Raw genomic sequence first — 13,380 nt, 5'->3', positions numbered from 1 at the left:
CCTCAGTTCGTTTTCGACACACCTAATCACTGAAAATAGTGAATACTGACTATTAAGCCTGGTTGAAGGGCATAGCTTTGCAACACGGATTAATCTGCAAGGGGGAAATGATGAGCCGGGTATTGATCACGGGTGCCAGCGGTTTAGTTGGCGGGCACTTACTTAGATTGCTGAACGACGAACCGCGCATCGAAAACATCGTCGCGCCCAGCCGCAGGCCGCTTGCGCCCATGAAAAAGATGTTTAACCCCCACGATCCGCAGCTTACGGATGCGTTAGCCCAGGCCACCGAGCCGGTGGATATTGTGTTCTGCTGTCTCGGCACTACCCGGCGCGAGGCCGGCAGCAAAGAGGCGTTTGTCCATGCCGATTTTACGCTGGTGGTGGATACGGGCCTGGCGGGGTTACGTCTTGGCGCGACCCATATGCTGGTGGTCAGCGCGATGGGCGCGAATGCCCATTCGCCATTCTTTTATAATCGCGTAAAAGGCGAGATGGAGGAGACGCTACGTGCGCAGGGCTGGCCACGATTAACCATCGCCCGTCCGTCGATGCTGATTGGCCATCGAAATAAAAAACGCGTTGCCGAGTCGCTGTTCGCACCGCTGTTCGGCCTGCTGCCGGGGAAATGGAAATCGATTCACGCGCGGGACGTGGCGCTGGCGATGTTTCAGGATGCAATGATGGGAGGAAAGCCTGGCGTGACGATTCTGGACTCTGCTGAACTGCGGGAAAAAGCGCAGCTGGCGGGGCGGTAATAAAAAGCGCCCGCGTAAATTAGCGGGCGCAAGCAGTTATTTAATATAGGTAAACGCGGTAGTGACGTGTTTCACGCCGCTCACATGGCTGGCGATATCTGCCGCCGCTTTCCCTTCGCGCTCGGTGACCAGGCCCAGCAGGAACACTTCGCTGTTCTCGGTGGTGACTTTCACGTTGGAGGATTTCACCAGATCGCTTGCCAATAGCTGGGAGCGCACTTTGGTGGTGATCCAGGTATCGGTAGAGGCGGTTCCCAGACCAATCGGCTGGCCCTGGCGCACTTCGTTATACACTTCGGTAGTGCCTTCCACTCCCATAGCGATCTGCTTCGCGCGCGAGGCCAGTTCGGTATTCGGTGCTTGTCCGGTTAACAGGACTTTGCCCTGATACGCGGTCACGTTGATGCGCGCCTCTTTCTTGATCTGCTCATCTTTAGACAATGCGCTATTGACCCGTAGCTCCAGCGTTCCGTCGTCAACCTGCGTACCTACCGAGCGCGGATCGGTAGCGGCTTTAGTGCCTACCGCCGCAGTTCCGACAACCGCTGCGGCAACGCAACCTTGTAATAGCAACGCGGCAATAAGGACTGCGAGGGGCGAAAATGCCTTCATGTGTACTCCTTAATCATCCTGGTGAGGGAAAAGCGTGTTATCTATCAAATCGCACAGACAGTTCACCGTCAGCATATGCATCTCCTGAATACGGGCGCTGCGGTGAGAAGGGATACGAATCTCTACATCCTGCGGACCCAGCAAACCCGCCAGCTCACCGCCGTCATAGCCGGTGAGGGCGACAATGGTCATATCACGGGTGACTGCGGCTTCTACCGCTTTGACGATATCCCGGCTGTTGCCGCGAGTGGAAATCGCCAGTAATACATCGCCCGCGTGGCCTAACGCGCGGACCTGTTTGGCATAAATCTCTTCATGCAACCGGTCGTTAGCGATGGCTGTTAAGACCACATTATCCGTATTTAGTGCAATGGCAGGTAAACTGGGGCGTTCGGTTTCAAACCGGTTGATCATGCTGGCGGCGAAGTGCTGGGCGTTAGCGGCGGAGGTCCCATTGCCGCAGCAAAGGATCTTATTGCCATTGAGTAAGGACTGAACCAGCGTCATTGCCGCACGAGAAATGGCATCCGGGAGAGCTTCGGCAGCAGCAATTTGAGTTTGAATGCTTTCCGTAAAGCAGACTTTGATTCGTTCTAACACAGTGATCCTTTGAAAATACGTCAATTGATTATTAGGCGGAAAACGCGTTCTCAATCCACTCGACTTCATCGCCGGTGAAGGCTAACACATCGAACCGGCAATCCACAGTATCAAAACTCTGGGACTGACGGGCGAGCCAGCCGCGCGCGGTTTGTAATAATTTATGTTGCTTGGCTTGCGTCACGCTGGCGGCGGCCCCGCCAAAACAGGCGGAGCGGCGGTAACGTACTTCGACAAACACGAGGACGTGGCGGTGTTTCATGATCAAATCAATCTCACCCCAGCGTCCGCGCACGTTTGCCGCGACAAACTGTAATCCCTGACTTTCCAGCCACAGGCGCGCCCGGTGTTCCCAGACCGCGCCCTGCTGTGAGCTTAATTTGCCCGCACCACCTGTCCCTGCTGGTATTTGAGCCATGTTAACTTCCTGTTGATCACACAATCCTGATCGGCGGTCAGCGTGCCGGTATTGCCGTTGAGCTGGAAGCCCTGCACCTGCCGCATCTGCGAAAAGTGATTCGCCAGGGACCAGGCATCAACGCCCATGGCGTACAATCGCGCCAGTGAAAAGTCATTATTCACTGCGGCCAGCGCCTGCTGCTGCAAACCGGGGTTTTCCCCGGCTAACATTGGGATTTCGCTGAATTGCAGGCCCTCCATTTCCAGACGGAAATCCGGCCCGGTATTGCCCTGCGAACTGCGTGACGAAGCATACAGCGTCGCGCCGTTATGGCTGCCGGTACGCATGGCGATCATCGGTTTGATTAATGCGATTTCATCCTGGCTAGCCACAATGTAAACCGAATCGACGTTGCCGCTGCTGCCTGCGGTGATTTGCGCATCGGTCGGCGGTGCAGGAATAGTCAGGCCGCCGATAGTGGTGGCTTGCTGGGTCGGCAGGCTGGACGCCACCGGCGAACCGGTTAAGGCAATCCCGGAGCCGCTGTTGATGCCCATTTTCAACTCCGATACCGAGCCGAATTTTTGCTGTAACACCGTACCGCCGCCCAGATGCTGCCATTGTTCGGCAAACGCGCGGGTCACGCGGTCGCCCAGCGCGCTGCGCGGCACCAGAACCAACGGATTACGTTGCCCCTGTTGCCAGATATGCTCCGCAGCGTCACGGGCTTCGTCTTCCGGGGAGAGAGCGAAATAGCAAATGTTGGCGCGGTTTTGCACGTTTTCAGGTTCATTCATCGCCAGCACGTTTAAGGGGGTATTACTGCGTACCAGCTCTTCAACGTTAGGTTTCAGCAACGGGCCGACGACAATACTGGCACCATCCTGCTGCACCTGGTTCAGGACCTGATTGAGCGGCTGGCTACTGGTGTCGTAGATTTTAATTTCCGCGCCAGGATTGGCGGGCGCACTCACGGAGGCTTGCGCAACCGGTGTCTGCGTCGCGGGTTCAGCGGCTGGCGCAGCGGCGTCCCGAGTCAGATCATTAACGTTTGCCGCCGACGGGCTGACAATGCCATCGGCTCCGGCAGGTTGTTCAGCGGCTGGCTGGTCAGCGGTAAGCTGTTCAGCGGCGGGCTGGGCGGTTTCGGTTTGTGGCGCATTTGGCGGCGTGTTTACCGGGCTGACGCCGCTGTTTTTCGCTGCTTCAAAACCCTGTTGGATCGCGCGCCCAAATACCGCGGCCTGGCCATTAAGCGGTAACAACAGAGCGATTTTGTCCGCCGAGGCGGGTTTGAAATTCTGCACGTTTACCAGTTGGGTCGGGAGTAGCTTCGCGCCTGGGTTCTGGGGATAACGGGTTTGCCAGTCCTGGATACCCGCTTTCAGCATGGCGGGATCGCTGCGGTTATCAAACCACATGCGCTGTAAATCGAGCCAACCGCGCAGCACGTTTTCATCAGCGCTAATCACCAGCGCATTGGCCTGGTCGGGCGTCATGGATGAGAGCGCTTGCCAGGTGGCGTCGATATTCTTTTGCTTATCGGCTGGTTTCAGCAGCGGCTCCTGCGCAATCAATGCGCGCAGCAGCTCCAGCGACGGGCGGCCCTGGCTGGCGTCAATCTGTGCCTGATAGTACCGGGCTTTCTGGCCGTCGTTGAAATCAGAGATATCCAGCGAGGCCAGTTCAGCAGCGGCACCCTGATAGTTTTTATTCGCCAGGATTAATTCGATGTCCAGCAGACGCTGTTCGCGGTGCTGTTCAGCGGTGAGATCGGTGGGTAATTGTCGATACAGTTCGGTCGCCTGTTCGCGTTTACCTTCCTTAATCAGGGCACGTATCGCGAGTAATTGCCAGTTGGTCTTGGTATCATCCGAGCTTTGCTGCATTTGCTGTAAGTAGTAAGCGGAATTCGCTTGTGCTTCACCCTGCATATGCGCGGCGCTTTGATCCGGCGCCTGGGTGCCGCAGCCGGCGAAAAGCAGCGCGGCCAGCACGACAGGCAGGCAGCGCGCGGCTTTAGAACGTATTAAGGTTGACGGTACCATACTGTATCCAGTGAGTTTTTTTTTAATCAATATTCAATATTAAATCGGCAATACGGACTAAACAATGAAACAACACGATTCCACCGAGAATTCTCAGGGCCAGCTTTATATTGTCCCGACGCCGATTGGCAATCTTGGGGACATAACCCAGCGGGCGCTCTCGGTGTTGCAGTCGGTTGACCTGATTGCTGCCGAGGATACGCGCCATACCGGCTTATTGCTGCAACACTTTGCCATTTCCGCGCGGTTGTTCGCATTACACGATCATAATGAGCAACAAAAAGCGCAAACACTGCTGGCGAAACTGCAGGAAGGGCAAAATATCGCGCTGGTGTCCGATGCGGGTACGCCATTGATCAACGATCCGGGCTATCACCTGGTTCGCACCTGTCGTGAGGCGGGTATTCGCGTTGTACCGCTGCCGGGACCGTGCGCCGCCATTGCCGCGTTAAGCGCGGCCGGGCTGCCGTCCGACCGTTTTTGCTACGAAGGCTTTTTGCCTGCCAAATCGAAAGCCCGCCGCGATGCGCTCAAAGCCATCGAGCAGGAGCCGCGTACTCTGATTTTTTACGAATCCACCCATCGCCTGCTGGAAAGCCTGGAAGATATTTGTACGGTACTGGGCGAGTCGCGTTATGTCGTGCTGGCCCGCGAGATCACGAAAACCTGGGAATCAATTCACGGCGCGCCCATCGGCGAACTGCTTGCGTGGGTTAAAGAAGACGAAAATCGCCGCAAGGGTGAAATGGTACTCATCGTCGAAGGCTTTGACATGCAGGAAGAGGCGTTGCCCGCTGATGCGTTACGTACTCTGGCGCTGTTGCAAGCCGAACTGCCGTTAAAGAAAGCGGCGGCGCTGGCGGCGGAAATTCACGGCGTGAAGAAAAATGCGCTGTATAAATATGCGCTGGAACAGCAAGCGCAAGAGTGATCTTGCGCTGCGCCACTGAGAAACCGGATTTGCCGTACCGGTTTCTCACACCACCATTAATTTCGCGTCGCTGTTATTCAGCAGGAGTTTATCCTCTTCGCTTAACCCGTCATCCGTTATGATGACGTCGATCTTTTCCATTGGAATGACCTGGTTAAAACCACGGCGATTGAACTTCGATGCGTCGAGAACGGCAATCACGCGATGTGCCGTCGCCGCCATTACCGCACTGATGGAATAGCCTTCGTTAAAGGTGGTAATACCGTTGGTGGTATCAAAGCCATCCGCGCCAACAAACATTACATCAGCGCTGATCCCCTGCAGTGAGCGCTCGGCGATGGTCCCGTGCATTGAGTGGGTCTTATGGCGTACCGTACCGCCGCACACCACCAGGGTGATGTCTTTATTATCAGAAAGAATATACGCAGCGGGCAGGTTATTGGTGATCACCGTGATATTGGCGCGCTTAACCAGCGCCTCCGCGATCAACAGTGTGGTACTGCCACTGTCAAGGATCACGGTCATGCCTTCTTCGATCATCGCGGCGGCCGTTTGTGCGATGCGTTTTTTAGGATCTTTAGCCAGTTGATAGCGTGCTTCGAGCAGCACTTCATGATTATCGATCTCTGCTGTGTTATTACCGGGTTTCGCCGCGCCGCCGTGAAAACGCGTTACCAGACCCTTTTCCTCAAGCAGGCGCAGGTCGGCGCGAATCGTCACTTCTGAGATACCAAAGGTGTTCGACAAGTCGAGCACCAGTACGCTGCCATGAGCATTCACCAGTTCGACTATCTTGTTGCGTCGTTCAAAGGAGTTCATCTTTTCTGTCCTTAAAAATAATTATCCTTAGTGTAATCGAAAGCGTTTTGAAAGGTTAGCGCTGCATTTCGAAAGGCGATGATAGCCAGCGTTAAATGAGGACCGGGGGTTAATTCTGCGGCGACAGACATTTGCCATGTAGGGGGCGATTTATCAGCGCCATTACGGTGTGGACGAAATCTGCCAGCCTGTCCCTGGTACCATATGTAGATAAAATCTGATTTTTTATTCCACCCGCAGCGGGACGGTATTTTGCTAATCGCTTTGGTTATACGTGGCTCGACGTCAGTATGGATCACCAGAACGGCAGAATAAGGGGGCAACGCCCCCCGTTGAATTAAGAAGGTGACTGCGAGGATGTCAACGCAGCCTGTTTTTCTGCGGCGATGAAGCCCCTCGCTCTGCGCCAGGTCAGGAATACGCCGGTGGCATAAATCGCGGCGATGACACAGAACCCAACGACATTTTGCCAGGTGAAGAGTTGGATCAGTAGCCAGGTCACCGGCGAACCGCCCTGATCCATAGACGCCACCATACCGCCTGCTTTAAGCGCGCCGGCATTAGCGGCGAGTTGGGTGTGCAGCCCAATGGTTTGTGTGGCGATCCAGAGCGTGATGCTCATGATGATGACGCCGGAAATCAGGGTGCGGAACAGGTTTCCCTGGTGCACCGCCACTGCCATCGCCACAAAGAAGCCAATGGTAGCGAGGTCGCCAAAAGGCAGCACCTGGTTTCCGGGAACCGCAATGGCAATCAAAATGGTCAGCGGAATGAATATCAGGCTGGCGGATACCACGGAAGTCTGGCCGAGCAGCAATGCCGGGTCGAGGCCAATCAAAAATTCCTGGCCGCCAAATTTGGCCTGCAGGCGTTTACGCGCATGCTTTGCGATGGGCGTTAAGCCATCCATGATCGGTTTAATCACGCGCGGCATCAGCAGCATCACGGCGGCGGTTTTGACCGCCAGTTGCAGCACGCCTTTGGCGTCATATCCGGCCAGCAAACCAATCAGAATCCCCATCACAAAGCCCACGGTAACCGGCTCGCCGAAAGGGCCAAACCGCTTCTGGACATCGTCGGCACTAAAGTGGATTCGGTTCAGGCCGGGTACTTTTTCAATCAGCGTATCCACCAGCACCGCGATGGGCCCCAGATAGGCGGATGTGCCGTGAGGGATCGCCAGGCCCTCCAGGCCAAAGTAGTCGCGCACGTCTTTAGCAAACCAGTCACCGAGCTTGTAAACAAAGGCGGCATGGACCACAACGCCGAGAATGCCAATCCAGTATGAGCCGGTCGCCAGATGCAACAGCGCGCCGGTAAAGGTCATGTGCCAAATATTCCAGATATCGACATTCACCACCCGGGTCATACGGGTCACCAGCATCACAATATTGACCGCAATGGCGATGGGAATCGCGACCAGCGCAATTTGTGAGGCCCAGGTCATCGGTGAAGATCCTGGCCAGCCAACATCCACCACGCTCAGGTTAATGTCGAAGTTTTCCGCCATTGCTTTCGCCGCAGGGCCGATAGAGTCGAGCATTAAGCCAATCACCAGCCCGATGCCGACAAAACCGATGCCGATATGCAGACCGGATTTAAAACTGTCGCCCAGTTTCATCCCCAGTAACAGGGAAAAAATAATGATGACCACCGGCAGCATCACGGTGGGGCCAAGATCGAGGATATAACGCATGATGTCGTTAAACATGATTTTACTCCGTCAGGATAGCCAGGATTTTTTGCTGCAAGGCTTCAATCCCCACGCCGGAGACGAACGGCATGCCATGCACCACGGGGATATCGCCAAAGGTCCGATCGACCCGCGCGGTGGTGCAAATAAGGTCAGCGCCTTCCATATAGGTCTCGATTTCCGTCACGCGACACTGCACCAGATCGAGTTCGATGCCCTGCGCCGCACACAGCTCTTTGATTTCCTCGGCAGCCAGGGTAGATGTCGCCACTGCGCCGCCGCAGGCGACGATCACTTTTCGTTTCATAACATTTTCCTTTTTTATAATGACGAAGCCGCGTCGGGCTGCGGTTCAATCAGGGTTTCCCAAAATGCTTTACCCAGTTCTGCCTGCGGGGTATTCAGGAGCGCCGCTATTCGCTGCGGGTTTTGCAACCCGTTGAATAGCTGGCGCAGCAGCCTGAGTTGAGCGTCTGGGTTTTCAACGATCAGCGCGATAATCAACGGGACGGCAATTTCACCGTCATCATCCGCGCGTTGAAAACAGACAGGGTTATCCGGGCGGATAAGATAGATAGCGGGCGAGATAGCGTGCAGGGCTTCGCAGTGCGGGATAGCAACCGCGTGTTGCTCCAGGGCGATACCTGTCGGAAACAATGCTTCGCGCTGTTTCAGGGCCTGCGGATAGCTTGCTTTCACGACGCCTTTTGCCAGCATTTCCGCGCCGATATGCTCAAGCGCCTCATCGCTGTTGGCGAAGTGGATACCGGTGCGAACGAACAGTTGGGTCATGACTTTCTCCTCTGGCAGCAGGAATTCGCTGTTGTATTTGATTTATTCAGGGCAAAGAAATCCCATCAGCAATATGTGTAAAATTGCTGTTATTCAGTGAGTTAAGATTATTTACGCATCGCGAGTTTCGGTTTGTTCTGGCCAGACTTAAACCGTGGCCGATATCTCTCCCTTACAGCGGCAAGTCTCATTTCCCTTGTGTACGACGGGTTTCATAACCGTTTTGGCCGGTTGTATGGAATGACGTGCAGCGTTTTCTTCGGGGCATGCCGCAAAGTGATTTTTCAATTCGGAAGCAAGTGCGCGTTTTAGCGCTGGGGTGCCATGCAACGCCAGCGGCGTCATATAAGTGCTTCGGTTTATGTGAAATGATTGCCATATCCTTTCCTTAGTCTTTCGTTTCATTTCTTATGAAAGGAATTTAATCATTTTCGTTTTTTGTAATTGTGATCTACGTTCACAATGGAAAGTTATCGGATACATTCGGAATATGTACCAGGAATGTGCAGGAAAAGGCTGAGAAGCTCGGTGGGGAGGCAAGGCAGGAATAAAAAATGCCAGCACGGCGGCTGGCATAATGGCAAGGAAACTGAAAGGCGATATCAGGTCACGGGTGCCGGGTTGAACACCGCCAGCTGATTATGCAAACCCCACTGATCGGAGAAGGTTTTCTTGCGACCACTCGCCACATCAAGGATGAAGTGGAACAGCTTCCAGCCCACCTGTTCAATGGTCTCTTCCCCGGTAGCGATAGTACCTGCGTTGATGTCCATTAAGTCATACCAGCGGTTAGCCAGTTCGGTGCGGGTCGCCATTTTAATCACCGGCACCGCCATCAGGCCGTACGGCGTACCGCGACCCGTGGTGAACACCTGCACGGTGATCCCGGAGGCCACCTGCTGGGTGCCGCACACAAAGTCGCTGGCTGGGGTCGCCGCGTAGATTAAACCGCGTTTGGTCGGGCGCTGGCCCGGCGACAGCACTTCCACAATGGCGCTCTGGCCGGATTTCGCGATAGAGCCGAGCGCTTTTTCCACCACGTTGGCCAGGCCGCCTTTCTTGTTACCCGGAGACGGGTTGGCGCTGCGGTCAGTTTTGCCCATATCGAGATAATCATCGTACCAGGCCATCTCTTCCAGCAGGCGTTTACCGACTTGTTCGTCGACGGTACGCGGCGTCAACAGATGGATAGCATCGCGGACTTCAGTTACTTCCGAGAACATCACCGTGCCGCCGCAGCGTACCAGCAGATCGGAGGCATAGCCCACTGCCGGGTTAGCCGTTACGCCGGAAAACGCATCACTGCCGCCGCACTGCATACCGACCACCAGTTCAGAGGCAGGGCAGGTTTCGCGCTTACGCTGGTTGAGTTTTTCCAGATGGCGCTCGGCGACGCGCAGAATATCGTCCACCATCGAGCGGAAGCCTACGTGCTGTTCGTCCTGCAGGCGCACAATGCTGGCATCGTCGACCGCGATGGGCTGTACGTCTTCGGTGCCCTGAAGCAGGCGCTCCGGCTGAAGTTTTTCGCACCCCAGGCCGATCACCATGACTTCGCCGCCAAAGTTAGGATTCAGGGCGATGTTGTGGATAGTGCGAATCGGGATCACTGCCGCCGGGGCGTTAATCGCCACGCCGCAGCCGTACAGGTGGTTCAGGCCGACTACGCCGTCCACGTTCGGGTAGCGCGGCAGCAGATCGCGCTCGATGATTTTAATCACGTAATCAACGACGCCCGCCACGCAATGCACACTGGTAGTGATGCCAAGCAGGTTTTTGGTGCCGACGCTCCCGTCCGCGTTGCGATAGCCATCGAAGGTATAGCCTTCCAGCGCCGGTAACGGCTCTGGCACTTTGGTCGCCAGCGGCAGAGTATTCAGCGGCGGCGCTTTCGGTAGCTCTACCAGGGATTCTTCAATCCAGCTGCCGCGCGGGATATCTTTTACCGCATAACCGATGACTTCACCGTAACGGACAATTTCGCCATGCGCGGGAATATCGCTCAGTGCGACTTTATGGCCCTGAGGAATATGTTCAATCAACTCAAGACCATCCGGAAAACGGGTGCCCGCTTTTAAGCCGTAATCATTAACAATGATGGCGACGTTATCAGTGTCGTGCACTTTAATATAAAAAGCGCCGGGCGGTTGTTGTTTAATTTCAATATTAGCCATTGTCCAGTATTCTCCGCGTGCTCAAGGCATGGTTAATAAATTAAGGAATATTATTTTTATCGGTATCAGGCGGTAATGGCAGTAAGAATGTCAGGTGTTCAAAAATAAAAATGTGACACAGATCACCAGACGTCGTGAAGCCAGTACTGGCAAGGGCGGCAATGATTAATTCTGTGGATTAGCGCCCATGAAGTTGGGGTTTTGCAAAACAAAAATCCTGTTTAACTTTGTTTTGTTGTGCAAATGCATGATGCGGGATTGAAGGGTGCTGCTTATACTGATTCATAACCTAATGGTGTGAAATTAATATCCCTGAATAACAAAATAAATATAAATACTACGCCCGCGCCGGTTCAATTTAATTCCGAATAGAGTGCCTGAGCCAGAGGTAAATAATATGATGCTTGACGTCGCCAGTGAAACCAAAAAGGGTATGCATACCCGATATTATATATTGCTGATTATTTTTATTGTTACCGCGATTAACTACGCCGACCGTGCAACGTTGTCGATCGCCGGGACCGAGGTGGCGAAAGAGCTCCAGCTCAGCGCGATTTCCATGGGTTACATCTTCTCCGCTTTCGGGTGGGCCTACTTGCTGATGCAAATTCCGGGCGGCTGGCTGCTTGACCGCTACGGTTCGAAGAAAGTTTACACCTACAGCCTGTTCTTCTGGTCACTGTTTACCTTCCTGCAAGGTTTTGTGGATATGGTGCCGCTGGCCTGGGCGGGCGTGTCGATGTTCCTGATGCGCTTTATGCTCGGCTTCTCTGAAGCGCCGTCATTTCCGGCCAACGCCCGTATCGTGGCGGCCTGGTTCCCGACCAAAGAGCGCGGCACCGCCTCGGCTATCTTCAACTCAGCGCAATATTTTTCCCTGGCGATCTTCTCGCCGCTGCTGGGCTGGCTGACGTTCGCATGGGGCTGGGAGCATGTCTTTACCGTCATGGGTGCGATGGGTTTTGTGCTGACGATCATGTGGGTCAAATTTATCCATAACCCAACCGACCACCCGAAAATGTCTGCGGCTGAGCTGGCGTTCATCAAGAAGGGCGGCGCGGTGGTTGATATGGATCACAAAAAAACCACCACTGACAGCGGCCCGAAACTGCATTACATCAAGCAGATGCTCACTAACCGCATGATGTTAGGCGTGTTCTTCGGCCAATATTTTATCAACACCATTACCTGGTTCTTCCTCACCTGGTTCCCGATTTACCTGGTGCAGGAAAAGGGCATGTCGATTCTGAAAGTGGGTATGGTGGCGTCTATCCCGGCGCTGTGCGGGTTCGCCGGTGGTGTACTGGGCGGTGTGTTCTCCGACTCCCTGATTAAACGCGGCCATTCACTGACGCTGGCCCGTAAGCTGCCGATTGTGCTGGGCATGCTACTGGCATCAACCATTATTCTTTGTAACTACACCGATAATACCGTGCTGGTCATTGCCCTGATGGCACTGGCGTTCTTCGGTAAAGGTTTTGGCGCACTGGGCTGGCCGGTTATCTCCGATACCGCGCCGAAAGAAATTGTCGGCCTGTGCGGCGGGGTATTCAATGTGTTTGGTAACGTCGCCTCTATCGTCACCCCGCTGGTGATTGGCTATCTGGTGAGTGAGTTGCACTCCTTTAACGCTGCGCTGCTGTTCGTGGGCTGTTCCGCCCTGATGGCGATGGTTTGCTACCTGTTCGTGGTGGGCGACATCAAGCGTATGGAACTGCAGAAATAAGCATCGATGACATGAAGGTAAACAGAATGAGCGCTATTTTCCCTAACAAATTCAAGGCTGCGCTGGCGGCCAAACAGACTCAAATCGGCTGCTGGTCCGCACTGGCAAATCCGATCAGCGCTGAGGTGCTGGGTCTGGCAGGTTTTGACTGGATCGTGCTGGACGGCGAACACGCGCCGAACGATATCACCACTTTTATCCCGCAACTGATGGCGTTAAAAGGCAGCCACAGCGCGCCGGTCGTCCGTGCGCCGACCAATGAGCCGATCATTATCAAGCGCCTGTTGGATATCGGTTTCTACAACTTCCTGATCCCGTTCGTGGAAACGGCGGAAGAAGCGGCGCAAGCGGTGGCGTCTACCCGCTATCCGCCGGAAGGTATTCGCGGCGTGTCGGTTTCTCATCGCGCCAATATGTTTGGCACCGTGCCGGATTACCTGACCGAATCGAACAAAAACATCACCATCCTGGTGCAGATCGAAAGCCAGCAGGGGGTGGATAACGTTGATGCTATCGCCGCGACCAACGGCGTAGACGGTATTTTTGTCGGCCCAAGCGATTTGGCCGCAGCGCTGGGCCATCTGGGCAATGCCAATCACCCGGACGTACAGCGCGCCATTCAGTACATTTTCGAACGCGCCAAAGCGCACGGCAAACCGGCAGGCATCCTGGCCCCGGTTGAAGCCGACGCCCGTCGCTATCTGGAATGGGGCGCGACCTTTGTTGCCGTCGGCAGCGATTTAGGCGTGTTCCGCTCCGCCACGCAGAAACTGTGTGACGCTTTTAAAAAATAACCACCCCCGTAATTAACGAGAGAGATTAACGCT

General features: G+C 54.7%; 13 protein-coding genes. 4 read left to right on the top strand and 9 right to left on the bottom strand.

Annotated elements, in window-relative coordinates:
* Window positions 1–110 precede the first annotated feature (110 nt).
* Complete coding sequence (locus ACVV26_RS19340; protein ID WP_474801921.1) at window positions 111–758, top strand: NAD-dependent epimerase/dehydratase family protein; 648 nt, start codon at window positions 111–113, stop codon at window positions 756–758.
* Between the two features lie 36 nt (window positions 759–794).
* Here the strand turns inward: ACVV26_RS19340 and dolP are convergent, their stop codons facing one another.
* Genes dolP through ACVV26_RS19320 form a run of 4 tightly spaced genes read right to left on the bottom strand, consistent with a single transcriptional unit; the run spans window position 795 to window position 4,418 of the window.
* Window positions 795–1,370: a division/outer membrane stress-associated lipid-binding lipoprotein gene (gene dolP / locus ACVV26_RS19335; RefSeq protein WP_474798903.1), complete on the bottom strand. Its 576-nt coding sequence runs from the start codon at window positions 1,368–1,370 to the stop codon at window positions 795–797.
* A 9-nt stretch (window positions 1,371–1,379) separates the two neighbouring features.
* A complete protein-coding gene (gene diaA, locus ACVV26_RS19330) occupies window positions 1,380–1,970 on the bottom strand; it encodes a DnaA initiator-associating protein DiaA (protein ID WP_125294272.1) in 591 nt (196 codons plus the stop codon).
* Between the two features lie 31 nt (window positions 1,971–2,001).
* Complete coding sequence (locus ACVV26_RS19325) at window positions 2,002–2,388, bottom strand: YraN family protein (RefSeq protein ID WP_474798900.1); 387 nt, start codon at window positions 2,386–2,388, stop codon at window positions 2,002–2,004.
* On the bottom strand, window positions 2,346–4,418 hold the full coding sequence (locus ACVV26_RS19320) for a penicillin-binding protein activator (protein WP_474798898.1): 2,073 nt from the start codon (window positions 4,416–4,418) through the stop codon (window positions 2,346–2,348). Before ACVV26_RS19320 ends, ACVV26_RS19325 begins: the two co-directional genes overlap by 43 nt.
* 64 nt (window positions 4,419–4,482) lie before the next feature.
* Between ACVV26_RS19320 and rsmI the strand changes: the two genes are divergently transcribed.
* On the top strand, window positions 4,483–5,349 hold the full coding sequence (rsmI, locus tag ACVV26_RS19315; protein ID WP_474798896.1) for a 16S rRNA (cytidine(1402)-2'-O)-methyltransferase: 867 nt from the start codon (window positions 4,483–4,485) through the stop codon (window positions 5,347–5,349).
* A 45-nt stretch (window positions 5,350–5,394) separates the two neighbouring features.
* Here rsmI and ACVV26_RS19310 read toward each other — a convergent pair whose 3' ends face one another.
* The 5 genes from ACVV26_RS19310 to garD all read right to left on the bottom strand — a co-directional run bounded on the left by ACVV26_RS19310 (window position 5,395) and on the right by garD (window position 10,827).
* Complete coding sequence (locus ACVV26_RS19310) at window positions 5,395–6,168, bottom strand: DeoR/GlpR family DNA-binding transcription regulator (RefSeq protein WP_474798894.1); 774 nt, start codon at window positions 6,166–6,168, stop codon at window positions 5,395–5,397.
* Between the two features lie 337 nt (window positions 6,169–6,505).
* Complete coding sequence (locus ACVV26_RS19305; protein WP_474798892.1) at window positions 6,506–7,879, bottom strand: galactitol-specific PTS transporter subunit IIC; 1,374 nt, start codon at window positions 7,877–7,879, stop codon at window positions 6,506–6,508.
* A gap of 4 nt (window positions 7,880–7,883) precedes the next feature.
* Entirely contained in the window at window positions 7,884–8,168 is a 285-nt protein-coding gene (gatB, locus tag ACVV26_RS19300) for a PTS galactitol transporter subunit IIB (protein ID WP_312985165.1), read from the bottom strand.
* Between the two features lie 14 nt (window positions 8,169–8,182).
* Window positions 8,183–8,653 (bottom strand): PTS galactitol transporter subunit IIA, encoded by a 471-nt coding sequence (gene gatA, locus ACVV26_RS19295; protein WP_474798890.1) that lies wholly within the window; start codon window positions 8,651–8,653, stop codon window positions 8,183–8,185.
* 602 nt (window positions 8,654–9,255) lie between these two features.
* Entirely contained in the window at window positions 9,256–10,827 is a 1,572-nt protein-coding gene (gene garD, locus ACVV26_RS19290) for a galactarate dehydratase (RefSeq protein WP_474798888.1), read from the bottom strand.
* Between the two features lie 397 nt (window positions 10,828–11,224).
* Here garD and ACVV26_RS19285 point away from each other — a divergent pair, with 397 nt between their 5' ends.
* Both ACVV26_RS19285 and garL read left to right on the top strand, forming a co-directional pair.
* Entirely contained in the window at window positions 11,225–12,553 is a 1,329-nt protein-coding gene (locus ACVV26_RS19285; protein WP_474798886.1) for an MFS transporter, read from the top strand.
* Between the two features lie 26 nt (window positions 12,554–12,579).
* Window positions 12,580–13,347 carry a 2-dehydro-3-deoxyglucarate aldolase gene (garL, locus tag ACVV26_RS19280; RefSeq protein ID WP_474798884.1) on the top strand — a complete coding sequence of 256 codons (768 nt, stop codon included), beginning with the start codon at window positions 12,580–12,582 and terminating at the stop codon, window positions 13,345–13,347.
* Window positions 13,348–13,380: the final 33 nt, after the last annotated feature.

The sequence above is a fragment of the Atlantibacter sp. MEI4A-1023 genome (assembly GCF_056155425.1).
The sequence above is the reverse complement of the archived record's forward strand: the minus strand, read 5'-3'. Positions and strand labels throughout refer to the sequence as shown.

What these genes read in the sequence shown, in the direction of transcription:
- garD (WP_474798888.1), bottom strand. Translation starts at nt 10,827, where the DNA reads ATGGCTAATATTGAAATTAAACAACAACCGCCCGGCGCTTTTTATATT.
- ACVV26_RS19320 (WP_474798898.1), bottom strand. Translation starts at nt 4,418, where the DNA reads ATGGTACCGTCAACCTTAATACGTTCTAAAGCCGCGCGCTGCCTGCCT.
- dolP (WP_474798903.1), bottom strand. Translation starts at nt 1,370, where the DNA reads ATGAAGGCATTTTCGCCCCTCGCAGTCCTTATTGCCGCGTTGCTATTA.
- ACVV26_RS19310 (WP_474798894.1), bottom strand. Translation starts at nt 6,168, where the DNA reads ATGAACTCCTTTGAACGACGCAACAAGATAGTCGAACTGGTGAATGCT.
- ACVV26_RS19305 (WP_474798892.1), bottom strand. Translation starts at nt 7,879, where the DNA reads ATGTTTAACGACATCATGCGTTATATCCTCGATCTTGGCCCCACCGTG.
- gatA (WP_474798890.1), bottom strand. Translation starts at nt 8,653, where the DNA reads ATGACCCAACTGTTCGTTCGCACCGGTATCCACTTCGCCAACAGCGAT.
- gatB (WP_312985165.1), bottom strand. Translation starts at nt 8,168, where the DNA reads ATGAAACGAAAAGTGATCGTCGCCTGCGGCGGCGCAGTGGCGACATCT.
- garL (WP_474798884.1), top strand. Translation starts at nt 12,580, where the DNA reads ATGAGCGCTATTTTCCCTAACAAATTCAAGGCTGCGCTGGCGGCCAAA.
- ACVV26_RS19325 (WP_474798900.1), bottom strand. Translation starts at nt 2,388, where the DNA reads ATGGCTCAAATACCAGCAGGGACAGGTGGTGCGGGCAAATTAAGCTCA.
- rsmI (WP_474798896.1), top strand. Translation starts at nt 4,483, where the DNA reads ATGAAACAACACGATTCCACCGAGAATTCTCAGGGCCAGCTTTATATT.
- ACVV26_RS19340 (WP_474801921.1), top strand. Translation starts at nt 111, where the DNA reads ATGAGCCGGGTATTGATCACGGGTGCCAGCGGTTTAGTTGGCGGGCAC.
- ACVV26_RS19285 (WP_474798886.1), top strand. Translation starts at nt 11,225, where the DNA reads ATGATGCTTGACGTCGCCAGTGAAACCAAAAAGGGTATGCATACCCGA.